Origin of the sequence: Haliea sp., assembly GCF_040222615.1 — a bacterium.
Lineage (GTDB): Bacteria > Pseudomonadota > Gammaproteobacteria > Pseudomonadales > Halieaceae > Haliea.
In genome coordinates, this window is record NZ_JAVKCQ010000129.1 from 1 (window position 1) to 14,824 (window position 14,824).

The 14,824-nt window shown below is 61.7% G+C and carries 14 protein-coding genes and 3 pseudogenes; 5 read left to right on the top strand and 12 right to left on the bottom strand.

Going from position 1 to position 14,824, the window contains the following annotated elements; genetic code table 11:
* Positions 1–353: DoxX family protein (locus RJQ10_RS10430; RefSeq protein ID WP_350146306.1), on the bottom strand; the 353-nt coding region annotated here is incomplete at its 3' end.
* 112 nt (positions 354–465) lie between these two features.
* Here RJQ10_RS10430 and RJQ10_RS10435 point away from each other — a divergent pair.
* Positions 466–1,386, top strand: a complete 921-nt coding sequence (locus tag RJQ10_RS10435) for a LysR family transcriptional regulator (protein ID WP_350146308.1) — start codon at positions 466–468, stop codon at positions 1,384–1,386.
* A gap of 166 nt (positions 1,387–1,552) precedes the next feature.
* On the top strand, positions 1,553–2,770 hold the full coding sequence (locus RJQ10_RS10440) for a DegT/DnrJ/EryC1/StrS family aminotransferase (protein WP_350146310.1): 1,218 nt from the start codon (positions 1,553–1,555) through the stop codon (positions 2,768–2,770).
* Here RJQ10_RS10440 and RJQ10_RS10445 read toward each other — a convergent pair.
* The 6 genes and pseudogenes from RJQ10_RS10445 to RJQ10_RS10470 form a co-directional block, all read right to left on the bottom strand.
* Entirely contained in the window at positions 2,748–2,876 is a 129-nt protein-coding gene (locus RJQ10_RS10445; RefSeq protein WP_350146333.1) for an SDR family oxidoreductase, read from the bottom strand. The genes RJQ10_RS10440 and RJQ10_RS10445 overlap by 23 nt on opposite strands.
* A 79-nt stretch (positions 2,877–2,955) precedes the next feature.
* A pseudogene (locus RJQ10_RS10450) lies at positions 2,956–3,495 on the bottom strand (SDR family NAD(P)-dependent oxidoreductase); the annotation flags it as partial.
* Positions 3,496–3,582: 87 nt separating this feature from the next.
* Positions 3,583–5,223 carry a GMC family oxidoreductase gene (locus RJQ10_RS10455; RefSeq protein ID WP_350146312.1) on the bottom strand — a complete coding sequence of 547 codons (1,641 nt, stop codon included), beginning with the start codon at positions 5,221–5,223 and terminating at the stop codon, positions 3,583–3,585.
* Positions 5,223–6,191 carry an aldo/keto reductase gene (locus RJQ10_RS10460; protein ID WP_350146314.1) on the bottom strand — a complete coding sequence of 323 codons (969 nt, stop codon included), beginning with the start codon at positions 6,189–6,191 and terminating at the stop codon, positions 5,223–5,225. Before RJQ10_RS10460 ends, RJQ10_RS10455 begins: the two co-directional genes overlap by 1 nt.
* A gap of 86 nt (positions 6,192–6,277) precedes the next feature.
* Positions 6,278–6,985: a TetR/AcrR family transcriptional regulator gene (locus tag RJQ10_RS10465; protein ID WP_350146316.1), complete on the bottom strand. Its 708-nt coding sequence runs from the start codon at positions 6,983–6,985 to the stop codon at positions 6,278–6,280.
* Between the two features lie 11 nt (positions 6,986–6,996).
* Complete coding sequence (locus tag RJQ10_RS10470) at positions 6,997–8,262, bottom strand: alkyl sulfatase dimerization domain-containing protein (protein ID WP_350146318.1); 1,266 nt, start codon at positions 8,260–8,262, stop codon at positions 6,997–6,999.
* Between the two features lie 191 nt (positions 8,263–8,453).
* Here RJQ10_RS10470 and RJQ10_RS10475 point away from each other — a divergent pair, with 191 nt between their 5' ends.
* Positions 8,454–8,933, top strand: a complete 480-nt coding sequence (locus tag RJQ10_RS10475; RefSeq protein WP_350146320.1) for a VOC family protein — start codon at positions 8,454–8,456, stop codon at positions 8,931–8,933.
* Here RJQ10_RS10475 and RJQ10_RS10480 read toward each other — a convergent pair.
* The 4 genes from RJQ10_RS10480 to RJQ10_RS10495 form a co-directional block, all read right to left on the bottom strand.
* The gene (locus RJQ10_RS10480) at positions 8,930–10,207 is read right to left on the bottom strand and encodes a choice-of-anchor U domain-containing protein (RefSeq protein ID WP_350146322.1); all 1,278 of its coding nucleotides are present in this window, start codon (positions 10,205–10,207) and stop codon (positions 8,930–8,932) included. The two genes, RJQ10_RS10475 and RJQ10_RS10480, sit on opposite strands and share 4 nt — an antisense overlap.
* 59 nt (positions 10,208–10,266) lie before the next feature.
* Positions 10,267–10,884, bottom strand: a complete 618-nt coding sequence (locus RJQ10_RS10485; RefSeq protein ID WP_350146324.1) for a hypothetical protein — start codon at positions 10,882–10,884, stop codon at positions 10,267–10,269.
* Between the two features lie 252 nt (positions 10,885–11,136).
* A complete protein-coding gene (locus tag RJQ10_RS10490; RefSeq protein ID WP_350146326.1) occupies positions 11,137–11,475 on the bottom strand; it encodes a hypothetical protein in 339 nt (112 codons plus the stop codon).
* Positions 11,468–11,683: a DUF2970 domain-containing protein gene (locus tag RJQ10_RS10495; protein ID WP_350146327.1), complete on the bottom strand. Its 216-nt coding sequence runs from the start codon at positions 11,681–11,683 to the stop codon at positions 11,468–11,470. Before RJQ10_RS10495 ends, RJQ10_RS10490 begins: the two co-directional genes overlap by 8 nt.
* 153 nt (positions 11,684–11,836) lie before the next feature.
* Between RJQ10_RS10495 and RJQ10_RS10500 the strand changes: the two genes are divergently transcribed.
* Positions 11,837–13,246 (top strand): aminotransferase-like domain-containing protein, encoded by a 1,410-nt coding sequence (locus tag RJQ10_RS10500; protein ID WP_350146329.1) that lies wholly within the window; start codon positions 11,837–11,839, stop codon positions 13,244–13,246.
* Positions 13,247–13,455: 209 nt separating this feature from the next.
* Here the strand turns inward: RJQ10_RS10500 and RJQ10_RS10505 are convergent.
* Positions 13,456–13,686 (bottom strand): annotated as a pseudogene (locus RJQ10_RS10505) (transposase); the annotation flags it as partial.
* 223 nt (positions 13,687–13,909) lie between these two features.
* Here RJQ10_RS10505 and RJQ10_RS10510 point away from each other — a divergent pair.
* A pseudogene (locus RJQ10_RS10510) lies at positions 13,910–14,824 on the top strand (hypothetical protein); the annotation flags it as partial.

Below are 14,824 nucleotides of genomic sequence, written 5' to 3' on the forward strand. Positions count from 1 at the left end.
AACTCGTAACCATTATAGCTCAGGAACAGGCCGTTGCCGGCGTGCACCGCCAGAATCGCCACCACCATGGTGACCGCCAGGACCAGCGCGGCAGGGCGGGTCAGTAAGCCCAGCAGCAGGGCGATGCCGCCAAAGAACTCGGCACTGCCGGCGCCCAGTGCCATCAGGTAGCCGGGCTCGAGGCCAATGGATGCCATCCACTGGCCAGTACCTTCCAGGCCGTAACCTCCGAAGCTGCCGAAGAGCTTCTGGGCGCCATGGGCGGTGAAAATAATGCCGGCAGGGATGCGCAGAGCCAGGCCTGCGAAACTGTTGTCAGTGGCCAGGATACGGTTCACGACGGTGTTATTCATGGTAGTTCTCCTTGAAATAGTCAGCTTGGTTGTTTGTTGTGATTACTATATTCTCTGGATTTAGTTTTTAATAACGGAGATTTTTGACTTAAATGATCAAATTTACTGACCAATGATTCCAGCCCTGACTCTGGATGCGCTACGGGTACTCGACGCAATCGACCGGCGACACAGCTTCGCCGCTGCCGCAGAGGAACTGTTCAGAGTGCCCTCCGCTGTGTCCTACACGGTAAACAAGCTGGAGCAGGACCTGGGCGTGGCACTGTTTGATCGCAGCCGGCGGCGGGCGGAACTCACCCCGGTTGGCCGACTTGTGCTGGAGCACGGGCGCCGGATCCTGCTGGCGGCGGACGAACTGGGCGCCCTGGCGCGGCAGGCGGCGGAGGGCTGGGAGACGATGCTGCGCATCGGTATCGACAGCGTGCTCTCCCCGGGCGTTGTGTTTGCCGTGGTCGAGGAGTTCCAGCGTGTACAGCCGAGAACGGAGATTCGCCTGGTGGAAGAAGTCCTTGGGGGAACCTGGGATGCGCTGAATGACGGCCGCTGTGATCTGGTGATCGGTGCCGCGGGTGCGCCCCCGGGGCCGGGCTTCGGCCTGCATCCGCTGGGGCAAGTGGTGTTTGAATTCGCGGTGGCGCGTGATCATCCTCTCGCCTTGCTGCCACAGCCCGTTCCGGAGCGGGCCGTGGCCGACTACCCGACGGTTGTGGTCGCGGACAGTTCGCGGCATCTTCCCGGGCGTTCCTCCGGCCTGCTGGATGGTCGCAGCAGGCTGGTGGTGGCGTCGATTGAACAGAAAATCGAGGCCCAGTGCCGCGGGCTGGGTGTAGGCTACCTGCCTCGCCATCGCATCTTGCGACAGCTGAATGAAGGATGTTTGCGGCTGCTGACGCTGGAAACCCCCAGGGCTGCCACTGACATCGCGGTAGCCTGGCGCCGTCGGGCGATGGGCAAGGGCCTCAAGTGGCTGGTGGCGCGGTTGCGCACAGCGCGTTTCGATCCAGACGACGGCCTGCTTCTGGCGCAAGCATGAAGCCAGGAGCAGGCGCCGTCGCCGGGATTCCCGGCACACTGATCTGGTCGGAGTGCAAAATAATGTCCCCTGGCCGGGTTTCGTGCTCGATCCCTTGGCGACGGCTTCCTCGGCTGCGATTGTATTCAGTACAGCTATCGCTCTGACTATAAGCCGAGGAACCAATATGAGAATACCCCCGAGAGAAATCCGCTACGGCGGCGCCATGCTGGACCGGAAGGAAATCGACGCCGTGGTAAAAGTGATGGAGACCAGCATGGTAGTCGCCGGTCAGACCTCGAGCTTCGAGAGTCGCTGCGCCAAACTGCTGGGCAAGGAATACGGAGTAATGGTCAACTCCGGCAGCTCGGCGCTGTTGCTGGCGGTGCGCCTGCTGGACCTGCCGCCCGGCTCCGAGATTCTGACCCCGACCCTGACCTTTGGCACCGACATCTCCAGCATCGTCCTCAACGGCCATATACCGGTGCTGGTGGATGTGGAGCCCGACACCTACCAGATCGATATCGACCGCATCGAGCCGCTGATTACTGCGAAGACCAGGGCCATGCTGGTGCCCGACCTGGTCGGCGGCATGCCTGACTGGGACCGGCTTCGGGCCATCGCCGACAAACACGGCCTGAAGATCATCGAGGACAGCGCCGACACCCTGGGTGGCACTTTTCGCGGTACCCCGGCGGGCACTCGCAGTGATATCAGTATCACCAGCTTCTCCATCTTTCACATCATTACCTGCCTCGGCAACGGCGGTCTGGTCGCGGTCAACGACCCGGCCCTGTGGGATCGCGGACTGATGCTGCGCGCCTGGGGTCGCTCTTCGGAAAAGTACCTGTACGGTTCCCGGCAGAAAGACAGCGACGGCCGTTTCCTGGAAGACCTGGGTGATATCGAGTACGACGGCATGTTCATCTTTGAGGAGCTGGGCTATGGCTTCATTCCCAACGAGGCCGGCGCCGCCTTCGGTCACGAGCAGCTGAACAAGCTGGACGAGTTCACCCGGCTGCGCCAGGAACGCTTCCGCCTGCACGACGAGTACATGGACAGCCGCAGCGACTACTTCATCATGCCGCGCGTGTCCGACGAGGTCTTCACCACCTGGATCTGCTACCCGGTGATGCTGCGCCCGGAGCTGGGCTGGAGCCGCCGCAAGCTGCAGGTGCACCTGGAGGAAGCGGGTATCTTCACCCGGGTGATATTCTCCGGCCATGTGGCCCTGCAGCCGATGATGAAGGAGGTGAACTACCGCCTGGATCCCGCAGGCTACCCCAACGCGGAGCGGGTCATGCGCCATGGCCTCATGCTGCCCTGCCATCCCACCATGACCACCGAGGACTGCCAGTACCTGTACCAGGTGCTGGATGACTTCATCCAGCAGCAGTCTGGCTGAAGCGGGGGGAGTTGGTCCGGGCGGAGACCCCTCCGTCCACGCTCAGGCTGGCGCCGTTGATGTAGCTGGCCTGGGATGACGCCAGGAAACAAATCGCGTTGGCGATCTCTTCCGGCTGCCTGTGTGGCGGCCGCCAGCATGCCGGGCGTGGCGATGGGGCCTGGCAGGATCACATTGCAGCGAATACCCTCCTTCGCGTGCTCCACGGCGGTGGTGCGGGTCAGGTTGACCAGGGCAGCCTTGGCCGCGCCGTAGGCGCCCAGCCCCTCCTCTCCGGCGAGGGCGGCGCCAGAGGCAATGTTGATAATGCAGCCGCGGTCTGGGTCCTGATTCCGGCGCATGGCACTGATGGCGCTGCGGATACCGAAGAAAGCCCCATCCAGCGTCACCCGGAAAACCGCGTCCCAGTCGTCATTGCGGCAGTCTGCCACCGGTCCCCAACGAACCAGCGCGGCATTGTTGACCCAGATGTGCAGTTCACCGAAGGACTCCAGCGCCAGCGCCGAGAGCCCGTCCGCGGTCTCCGGCGCACCGATATCCGCCACCAGCCCGACAGCCAGATCCGGTGCCAACAGCAGCGCGCGGGTCGCCTCCAGACTGATGGCGTCTATGTCATTGAGCACCAGCCGGCAGCCTTCCTGGCTGAGTCGCAGAGCGCAGGCTCTGCCGATACCGCTGCCCGCACCGGTGATGATGGCAACGCGGTTCCTGAGGTCGTCGTACATGGTAGATCTCCTGATGGATGGCAAGGCCGGGTTAGTTGGGTATTCCGCCGAGTCAGGCAGGCGGCGCTGCCGGAGAGCCAGGCGGGATTATTGATCGCTGCCATGCTGCGGCGGCAGAGATTCCCTGCCGGCGATAAGGTCAGACGCCTTCTCCGCCACCATAATCACTGGCATATTGGTGTTGCCGCTGACCAGTCGTGGCATCACTGAGGCGTCCACGACGCGCAGGCCATTGATGCCGCGCAGTCTCAGCTCAGCGTCCACCACTGCGCGTTCATCGTTGCCCATCCGGCAGGTGCCGCAGGCGTGGTAGTCGGCATCCGCCTGTTGGCGAATATAGCGGTCTATCTCCTCGTCGCTCTGCACCTGAACGCCAGGGTCGAGCTCTTCGCCGCGCCAGCGATCGAAGGCTGGTTGCCGAAACACCTCCCGCGCCAGGCGAATCCCCCGGCGCAGTACCCGGCGATCCCGGTCGCTGGCAAGGTAGTTCTGGTTGATCAGCGGCGCTGCCGCGGGGTCGGCACTGGCCAGGCGCAACTCCCCCGTGCTCTCCGGTTTTACGACATTGATATGTACACCGAACCCGTGCTGGGGGATCAGTTCCCGGCCGTGGTTGCGATAGAGTGCCAGCAACAGCAGAAACTTCAGGTCAGGCTCGGCCAGATCGGCGTCCGACTTCAGGTAGGCCACCGCCTCCATGCCCGGGTCCGCCAGCGGACCGCTGCGCAGCAGCGTATAACGGGCCAGCGCCAGCGCACCGTGCAGGGGGTTGAGGTACTTGAACAGGGAGATCTTTGCGGGCGAGGTGAACTTCACCGTGGCCGCCAGGTGGTCCTGCAGGTTCTGCCCCACGCCGGGCAGATCCAGCACCGGGTCAATGCCGTGGTCCCGCAGATGCCCGGCGGGACCAATACCGGACAGCATCAACAATTGCGGCGAGGCGATGGCCCCGGCACTCAGGATCACCTCTCGTGTCGCGGTGTAGCTCAAGCACTGTCCGCCCCGGCGCAACTCCACGCCCACTGCACGGCGCTGCTCGATCAACACACGCTGCACCAGGGCGCCGGTGAGTACCGTGAGGTTGCGCCGGTTGCGGGCCGGAGCGAGGTAGGCGCGGCTGGCGCTGCTGCGAATGCCGTTGCCAACCGTGATATCCGCGGGGCCGAAACCTTCCCGGGCTGTGCCGTTAGTGTCTTCATTGCAAGGGTGGCCCGCCTCCAGTCCTGCGGCGACAAACGCCCGGGCAAAAGGGTGGCGCAGGCCGGTGCGGGTTACCTGGACGGGGCCATCGTGGCCGTGCAGGGCGCTGTTGTCAGGATGGTAGGTTTCCGCGCGCAGAAAATAGGGCAGCACTTCGGGCCAGGACCAGCCGGGATTGCCGCCGGCCGCCCAGCCGTCATAGTCCGAGGGTACGCCGCGGTCGTAGACCATGCCGTTGATGGAACTGGACCCGCCCAGCACCTTGCCGCGCGGGGTGTAGAGCGAGCGGTTCTCCAGGTGGCACTGGGGCTGCGAGACGTAGGGCCAGGCCCAGGCGCCGGACAGCATAATGGGCAGCAGGGCCCCCGGCGCTCGCAGCAGCGGGCTCCAGTCCCGGCCCCCGGCTTCCAGCAGCAGCACCTTGATCGCGGGGTCCTCGGTCAGGCGCGCAGCCAGTACGCAGCCGGCGGAACCGCCGCCGACAATGATGTAGTCGTAGGACTGCCGGGCCATGCGAATTGCCCGCATCAGGCCTGGTGCAGCGCCGCCAGTTCGTTGGCGGTCAGGTGCAGGGCACAGGCCGCGTCGGAGTCTGTCAGCTGCCCGGGGCGACTGGCGCCGATGATGGGCACGGTGGTGTGTGGCTGGCAGCGCAGGTAGGCCAGCGCTATCTGGTTGATGGTGGCCCCGTGCTGCCTCGCGAGCGCTTCCAGCACCGGTAGCCGGCGCCGGTTGGCATCGTTGAGGTAGAGTGCGCTCAGGTCGTCCGGGAGACCGTCCTCGCCAGCGCTTGCCAGTTTGTGGAAGAAGCCCCGGCTCTGGCTGGAATAGGGAATCATGGTTATTCCCGCCGTGTGCAGCGGCGAGTAGCCATCGTCATAATAGCCCCCCGGGGAGTACATCTGCATGCTTGCACGGTCCGGTTCCGCCAGGCCCCACATGGGTTGGCAGGCGGCAAAGCCGCCGTGGCCGATACTGCGGGCGTAGGCCTGGGCCTCGCGGATACGCTCCGGGCTCCAGTTGGAGCAACCAAAATAACGAATGGTGCCGGCCTGCTGGGCGGCGATCAGTGCGTCGACAATGGTCGCGATCGGGCGCGCGGGGTCATCCCGGTGTAGCCAGTACAGGTCAATCTGTTCCAGTTGCAGCGCCTCCAGGCTGGCTTCCAGGTCTCTCTGCAGCAGCCCCGGGGTAACTCGCAGGGCGAAATCGCCGGCGCGGTAGTCGAATTCGCAGCCCTTGGTGGCGACGATCCACTGGCTGCGATCTCGCTGTTGCAGCAGTCGCCCCAGACAGTGTTCACTGGCGCCGCGCGATACGTCGGGAATCCAGTCGCCATAGGAGCGCGCGGTATCGATGAAATTGCCGCCCAGTGCCGCAAAGGCGTCCAGAATCCCGGCGGCCGCCTCATCATCCAGGCTGGTGCCGAATTGGTTGGTGCCCAGGCACAGCTGGCTGACCTTGAGTTCGGTGCCCGGGAGATTCAATGCGTGCATGAGTTGCTCCTGTTGGTTCGATGTCGGTGAGTCCTGGGTTCATTGAAATTGATCATTGCCGCGTGGCGCTCCTGACCTGCCGGGTCTCATGGCGCCGTGTGGGTGACGAGCGCGGCGGTACTCAGGCAGTGAGCAGAGGCAGGTTGTTCGAGCATGGCGATGATGCTGTCGCGCAGGGTCGCGACGAACAGCCCGGTGTTGTGTGCCGGGTCATCATCGCCCAGCTGTTCCTGCAGCCGCGAGTGGTCCGCCAGGCCATGGAAGACCAGGATCGAGGCCAGGTGCAGGCGCTGTTGTCGCACGGCAGCGGGCAGAGCGTCGAGCACCTGGTTCCAGCCGCTGATCAGGCGCGCAGCGCCGGGTGCATGCAGTGCGCCCTGGCCCGGTTTCAGCAGGGACAGCATATGCTGTGCGGTCAGCTGCGCATTGACCCGGATAAATTCCCGGCCGCCATCCGGGTCCTGGAGTTTCTCCACCACCGGCTGCAGCCACGCATCCACCAGCCCCTCCAGGGTGATCTGGCCCCGGGCCTCCAGCTCGTCCAGTAATTCGCCGCGACGGGCGGCAATCCCGGGCACGTGCTTGTCGATAATCGCCTGCAGCAAACCCTCCCGGCCACCGAAGTGGTACTGGCAGGCATTGGCGTTGCGCTGACCGGACGCCTTGTTGATGTCGCTGAGGGGTACGCCCTCCACCCCGCGCTCGGCGAACAGGCGTTCGGCGACACTGACCAGCCGCGCCCGGGTCGCCGCACTGCGTGGGGTGAGACGCTGGTGTTCTCCGGTTCTGCCCATGACTCTGGCTGTCAGCCCTGCAGCTGCTGCTGTAGCTCGGCAATGCGGGTGCGCAGCCAGCCGGTTTCCCAGAAGTTCCCGGCGCCCGAGCGTTCCAGCAGCGCGTGGTGGCAGTCCAGGGCAAGCTCCAGGGCATCGTGGTACCGGGGGTCGTGCGCCAGCGCTGCCTCGGCGAGCAACTCCGCACCCTCCGGGTCGCCACTCTCCAGGCGTTCGCGACCACGGGCCACCACCGCAGCCACCCCTGCCAGCTCGACCAGGTCTCCGTAGATAGCCGCCGGCTGCGTCGGATAAAGCTCACTGGTCGCCTGGGCCTTGAACCAGCCCATGTAGGACTCCCAGAGCGTGCGCACCGCCCAGGCCACCCGGCCGTAGCCCTGTCCGACATAGAGTTCCTCGGGCAGCTGGACTTCGCGCATCAGGGTCCAGATATCCTTGCCCGCGTTCATGCCATCCAGGGTTGTGCGATGCACGTGGTCCACGGCCCCCTCAAGGCGGTCCAGGCACTGGCGGATCAGCTCGCTGCCGATGATCGGGTCGAAGCGACCAGTGAGCAGCATGGCAGGCTCCAGGGCACGCACCCGGCGGAGAGAATCCAGGTAGGGTTCCATAAACCGGTATTTGTCGCCGCGAATGGTGTTGAAGTTGGGAAAATGTGGAAACAGCGGGCCAAACATGTTGCCGGAGAAAAGAATCCTGTGCTGCGGCAGCCAGATCGCGCAGCTGTCTACTGTTTCTCCTCCGGGTACCGCATACAACTCGATCTCCAGTCCGCCCAGCTCGAAGCGGTGGCAGTCCTCGAACACCAGGTCAGGTACGGGTATGTCCTGGGTGATTGCCCCGGGATACTGTGCAGCCAGTTTCGCGCTGGCTTCAAATACCTCCCTGAACCAGATGTGGGCCTGTCGGGTGCGCACATCGCGGATCCGCTCGTCATCGCGCTGGCAGACACCGTTGTTGGCCTGGGCGATCAGCTGGGTGCCCGATTCCCGGAACAGCTGTACCCCGCCGACGTGGTCCACATGCCCCTGGGTGAGGAGAATGTAGGGGGTGGGACCGGAGCAGACGCTGTCGAAGGCGCGCTTGTGCACGGGGGCCTCGAAGCCCATGCCGGTGTTGATGATAATGCGTCCCGCCTTGGTCACCAGCATGTAGCTGGCGGAAAGGCCGGGCGACATCCAGATGAAGTCATTGATCCGGATGGGCTCCTCCCGGTGGGCCGGGCGGTTGGCGAAAAAGTCCGGGCGTTCCTGTACCAGCTGTCTGACCGGGTCCACAACCTTCCCCTTATCTTTATTTAATGAGACTATATTAAAGCCAACTTGCAGCATATTCCAACAAAATGTACTGTCCTTTGGCCTACAATAGTCATCGATCTTCAATAGTTTAATAAAATTGCATTATCACTGTCGGGCGCAGCGGTCTCTCCGGGAGATCGTGGGGCCCCCTGTCACAAGAGGTAATCGTCATGACTCAGGACCCACAATTGCAGCAACTGGACCTGCCGCCCATCGACCAGATCGGTTTCGTGGTTAAAGATCTGGATGCATGGGTGCAACAGTTTGACCCGGTGTTCGGCCCGTTCACGTTCTTGGACGGCTCGGTAAACGGCGCCGAGTTCCGCGGCCGCAATGAGGATGTGAAGCTCAAGATCGCCTTCGGCCGCAGCGGCGACGTCGAGATCGAGTTGATCCAGTGGCTGGACGGCGCGAGCCCTCACAGCGAGTTCGTCCAGTCAGGTCGCGAGGGGATGCATCACCTGCGCTACCGGGTGGCGGATACCGACGCCTGGATCAGACAGCTCGCCACCGTGGGTTATACCCCTTACTGGTACAAGCGCTGGAACGCCGACACCGTGTTCGCCTATTTGGAGAATCCGGAATTTCCGCTCTACCTTGAATTGCTGCAGATGCCGGAGGCGGGGGCGGGTGCCCCCACCGTGGACTAGACAGGCCTTCTGCCGCGCACCTTGGCGAAGGCGATCAGGCTCATCAGCAGCGTCAGGCAGGCCAGCGCCAGGCTGCTCATGGTCGGGATGCCAGGGGGAGGGAACGCGATCCCTACCGGGTCAGAGATATTGCCGTCGGCAACACCGTCTGCATCGAAGGGGCCACCGTCCTGCAGCCTGTAGCTCAGAATCGAGCCGGTGATCGTGGCGCCGGTCAACGGCACCCAGCTCTCGCCGATCTTGTAAGCCACGGCGTTCCGTGGAGGCGCTTCTCCCAAATCGATAGTGACCGTGACCGTTTCGCCGATGTCGCAGCCGCTCAAGCTGAACGATGCCGCAGTAGCATACGCCAGCACGCCCTCGGGTGGCGCCGGCAGGGACGCCGCGGCTACCGCGCTGCCTGTTGCGAGTGTGCAGCTTGAGGCAGCCGTATCGGGAACAATACCAATCACGATGCCATCTGCCGGCAGCGATTCCCTGGCGTTGGGGAAGGGATCATCGATATTGGCTACGCCATCGCCGTCCTGGTCGGCCTGTTCGAGGCTTTCCATCACCGCCGTCAGCGCAGCCAGCTGGCTGCGCAGGGCATCGAGTTCAGCCTGTTTGTCGGCCAGTGTCGACAGGTCATTGACCTGACCCACGGTCAGCAAGTCCGTGGCGGCCTGCCCGTCGGCGACATGTTTGATTTGGCGCTCAGCGCCCGTGTCGCCCACGGAAACATGGCCAGCCTCGCGCACACTGCCGTAGCCGAGTGTGACAGCTCCTTCTGGCTCCATGGTGAGCAGGGCGCGGCGGGTGTAATCTTCGCGCGGCAGACAGGCATAGAGATCGCCAGGCCCTGTCGAGTCAGGGTTTAGTCCCGGTATGAGAACGACCTCGCCGGGCGGGTGTACCCCGTCCAGCGGTGGTTGCTGATCGGGGAAACCAAGGTCAAAGGGCTCTGAGCAATCGTAGCGCGGCTCGGTGCCATCGCTTATCAGTACATTGTCTTTCGTCAGTGATTTCAACTCGAGGCGAAAGTACGATGCCCCGTAGTTGGAGGTCGAGTTTGCCCGGAGATTCCAGACCTTTCCCAATTCTTGCGGCGCTGAATCCTGAAAGAATAGAATGCGAAGATTGTTCTCTCGCAGGCTGAACAAGTCATCCGGGAGGGCAAGGGCATCCGCTGTTGGGCAATCAAAACCCACGCAGGCAGGCCCCTGCACCAGCACATCGTCATTGATGATCGCGGCGCCTGCCGTCAGGGAAGTCAGGAACCCCAGCGCCGTCGCCATGGCGCGATGGGGTTTCCGCAGGAGGAATCTGCGTCGGAGCGGCGTCAGTAGAGAAGCCATCACTCGAGGCCCAGCAGCGTGACAAATCCATCCAGTCGGGTACTGAGCGCGCTGATCTCGGACTGCAACAGCGCAATCTCAGCGTCGAGCGCGGCCTTGTCAGCGGCCAGCTCAGCCGCGAAATCGCTGGCTATGCGGGCTTCGGCTGCACTGAGCTGCCCGGCGGTAGCAGCATCGGTGTCCGCGATACCATCGGCGACGTGCACCACGCGGCGCTCGGCGCCGGAGGATCCCACGGAAATCGCACCATCGACCGGCGTGGAGCCGACGCCCAGGCTTACCGCCCCACCGGCGTCAGGGTCCAGGACGAGCGCATCCTGTCCACCGGTCTCGTCCCGGATCAGGAATCGCGTCGGGCCGGGGACGCCGTCATCGGTGATGCCGAGGCTCCAGTCGTTGGTAGGGAACGACGCGGAGTTACTGGTATCGATCAGTTTGATAAGCGGGTTGTCTGCCCTCAGGCGGAGAGTGTCAAAGTCGAAGTCCTCCGGATCCGTGCAGGCCGCTCCGACACACATGCTGCCTCTGACGGACAGGTCGCTGTTGATGGTATCGGCGCTAGACACAGTGCTTATGGCCGACAGTAACACGCCGGCTACCCAGAACGGAGTTCGCATATTCTTCCCCAAGTGTGGTCGCTAGTCTTTTTGGTTGTGGTTATTGCCGACTCTGGTGGTCTTTCCGATGGCTGTGGCCGGCAACAAGCTGTTGGCAATCCGAAGTCGCCAATCAATTTGAAACTACAGGGTTTGAGGTGTCGCGTCCAGCATGTGGTGTTGGACTGGGCGTTTTGCCCGGCGCCCTGGCGAAGACGGTTATGGGCTTGGGTCGCGGGCACTCTTCATGGATCGCGGAGAGTCCAAAAATTGTTACTTGTCTAAGGTGAACCCCAGGCTCTTGAGCTGATTTTCTGAAACAGGTCGCACAATGTTCTGCAGGACGTCGAAAACGTTTTCTCGCTCCTGCAGATCGCGTTGATACCGCCACCTGTAGTTCTTTCCGGCATCGATGATGATTCTGCAATAATCTTCATCGCCAACCAGTTCGGCGTTATAGCTGTCGACGTAGACCCACAGCTGGTCATTGAAAAAGTAGTGTGGCCAGCATTCATCGGCGCGCCAGAATTCATCCACGTAGACAAAGTCGCGCGGTCTTTTTCCTGTCGCGCTGATTTTGGCCACGGTTTTCAGACTGTCTTGCTCAGGCATTGAGATGTATCACCATCGATACCACAACGAACAGCGTGAAACAGCACACTGCCGTCAGCGCAAGGCCGACTATGATGAAATCCTTCGCCTTGCCGGAGTTGAAGTCTCGCGCGCGGTTCCTGGAGCTTTGTACGCCAAAGAATGATGCAAGGACACTGCCCAGGACCTGCCAGATCGTCAGTCCTTCATTTTTTTGCCGTACCAACATTGTGAGTCTATCCATCCTGTCATGTTCACCAGTTCCATAGCAGCGGGTCTGCCGGGAAATATCAGGGGAAGAGTAGTCCAGGGCGCTGTATAGTATCAGGGACAGTGAAACGAAAATTAATAGGCACAGTTGTGTATTCTGGCGGGCATGCTGATGGAATCTGAGCATCTTTACCAGCGGCTTGAAAGGTGGCTCGCCAAGGGTATTGAGCAACAGCGCTGGGCGCTGGGAGACCGCTTGCCTTCGATCAGGACCCTGTGTCAGGAGCAGCAGCTTTCTCGCGCCACGGTCCAGCACGCCTTGCAGCGCCTGGAAGCTCAAGGTCTGGTGGAGAGTCGACCCAAAGTGGGGTACTTCGTCGCGTTGCCCCCAAAGAGCGAGCCTCAGCCGACAGGCCGCGGCCTGATTTCTGCGCCGCGTTTAGTTACCGTCAGCGATGTCTTGCAGGACATTATGCGAAGGAGCGGGGCTTTTGACTTGCTGCCGGGGTCACACACGGGCGAGCTGTCCCCCGGCATCATGTCACTTAACCGTGCAATTGGAAGGTCCCTGCGTCGCCAGCGCAGGGAGGACTACCACTATTACGATGAGCCAGCAGGAGATCTCTACCTGCGCGAGCAACTGGCCCTGCACAATGCGCGGCGCGGCTGGCATCCCGTCCTGGATCAGCTGTGTATCACATCCGGTTGTCAGCACGCGCTATTTCTTGCGCTGCTCGCATGCTGTGACAAAGGCGATGTCGTTGCTGTCGAGTCGCCAGGGTTTTACGGTGTTCTACAGTTATTGGAGCAGCTCGGTCTCAGAGTTGTTGAGGTGCCCACGTCGATCGTGACTGGAATGGATGTCGATAGCCTGGAGGAGGTGCTCAAGCGCTGGAAAATACGTGCTTGTGTCTTGTCGCCGTCTTTCGCGACGCCGGGCGGAGCGCTGATGCCTGATGAAACCAAACAGCGGATTCTGGCTCTCGCCGATCAATATGACCTGGCAATCATCGAGGACGATATATATGCGGACACAGCTCATGGGGCCACGCCGGATCCCCTCAAGGCACTGGACACGCAAAATCGAGTCATTCTCTGCAGCTCGTTTTCCAAATCCCTGTCTCGCGATATCAGGCTGGGCTGGATCTCTGGCGCGCGCTGGCACGCGCGAATCCTGCAGTTGAAGCTCGTGACCCAGCTGGCGACCAGTCGCTATCTCCAGAGGGGTGTCGCCGAGTTTATGAGCGATGGCGGCTTTGCGGCACACTTGCGGAGACAGCGCAGCCTGCTCCGGGAGCGGCGTGACGGCCTGCGCTCCGCGTTGCGCAAGTGGCCGGGCGAGGTGCGCGTCAGCTGTCCCAATGGTGGCTTGACGGTTTGGGTGGAACTTGCTGCTTCTGTCGACGCGATGGCTGCATATACCAGGGCCTTGAAGAAAGGAATCGTAATCGCCCCCGGGCCGCTATTTTCAGTTACAGGACAGTTTAAAAACTGCCTGCGTATCAGCTATGAGCACCCCTGGAACGAAGCACGGCTGAATGCGCTCAAGAGCCTGCCTGCGATTCTGTATCCCCAAGCCTGAGCCCGTTGGTTTGAACGAAAGCAGCTGCTGTGAATGGATTGTTGATGGTATTGGCGAGTATGGGGCCGGGCTTATGGTCCGACATTCCGGCCGGGGCGCGTTAGCGTGCCGCATCGCAATGTCTGGTAACGGAGGCCACAGCCTCGGTGAAATACATACCATCGCAATCAGCGGCTACTGTGCTCGGCGCAGTCGTACCCTCAGTGCCCATCTTCAGCGCGGAGCAAGTCCGCGCGTAACTTCAGGATCTTCCGTTCGGCTTCCTCGAGGTCTGCATTCAACTCATCTGATTTATCGGGCTCTGCCACCTTGACCCACTGGTGCAGGCTGTGGGCAGATACCCCCAGCCGCTCGCTGACATCAGCGACAGGATAGCCACGCTCCAGCACCTGGTAAACGGCTTCGTCTTCGAATTCCGGCGCATATCGCTGGTTGCTCACGGTGATGCTTCCTATGCTCATGGAACAGGCTGGGAATCGCCATGCACCACGGGTAGTCCAATGGACTGGTCTTGTGCGACTCTCGGCCAGGTGTAGCCCTTCGAGGCCGACCTAAAGATTGACCAGATACATCACGTTGCCTATCAGTGCATCGATGCCAAAGCCAAGGTATAGTGGTGTACAACCGACATAAAAAAGAGTGATTTTCAATGGTAACCAGAACATGAAGATCAGTCTTGTGTTATCCATTGCAGTGGCTGTGGTTACCAGCTCGATTTCTACGCTTGTTGCTGCGCAGGAAGGTTCTTACGACTACGACATTCTCATCCGCTCAGGCAATGTTGTCGATGGTTCCGGCAGTCCGGGCTACACAGCTGATGTCGGGGTCAGAGACGGAAGAATTGCATTCGTCGGCCAAATACCGCAGGACACGGCTAAAACAATAATCGATGCCTCCGGCCATATTGTTGCGCCAGGCTTTATTGATTCGGCCAATCTCATCGATATGGCGTATCTCGATTACGCGGATATGTCGATTACCACTTATCCGGATGACCGCTTGATCGCCCCGGCTTTTCACCAGGGGGTAACGACCCTGGTCTGGGGGGAGAGTGGACAATTGGCACCATCCACTATCAGGAAGTTCCAGGATATCTTCACAAGTGGTAGTGGGCTGGGGGTGAACGTGGCCTTTTTTGTAGGGCACATCGCCATCCGCAAGCAAGTCATGGGTATGGCGCCCCGATTGCCAACCGGGGAAGAGCTGGATGAGATGAAAGCCCTGGTGCGCGAAGGGATGACGTTGGGCGCGCTCGGCCTGTCCACACCACTATTGGTAGTGCCCGCCCGATACAGCGATGCGGATGAGTTAGTAGCCCTGGCCAAGGAAGTGGCGTCGTTTGACGGGATATTCAACTCCCACTTTATGCGCCATCCTGTCCGTGCCCCGGCTGAATCGGTCGCTGAGATTATCGACATTGGCCGAAGGGCGGAGGTCCCCATCGTGCTGCAAGCCATACGGGCGGCGGGCCTCCGCAACAAGGGCCTGGCTACGGACATCATCGATATGATCAACCAGGCCCACGCGGACGGGATTATGTTGGTTACCGGGCAATATCCGTATGACGGGGGCGCGGCC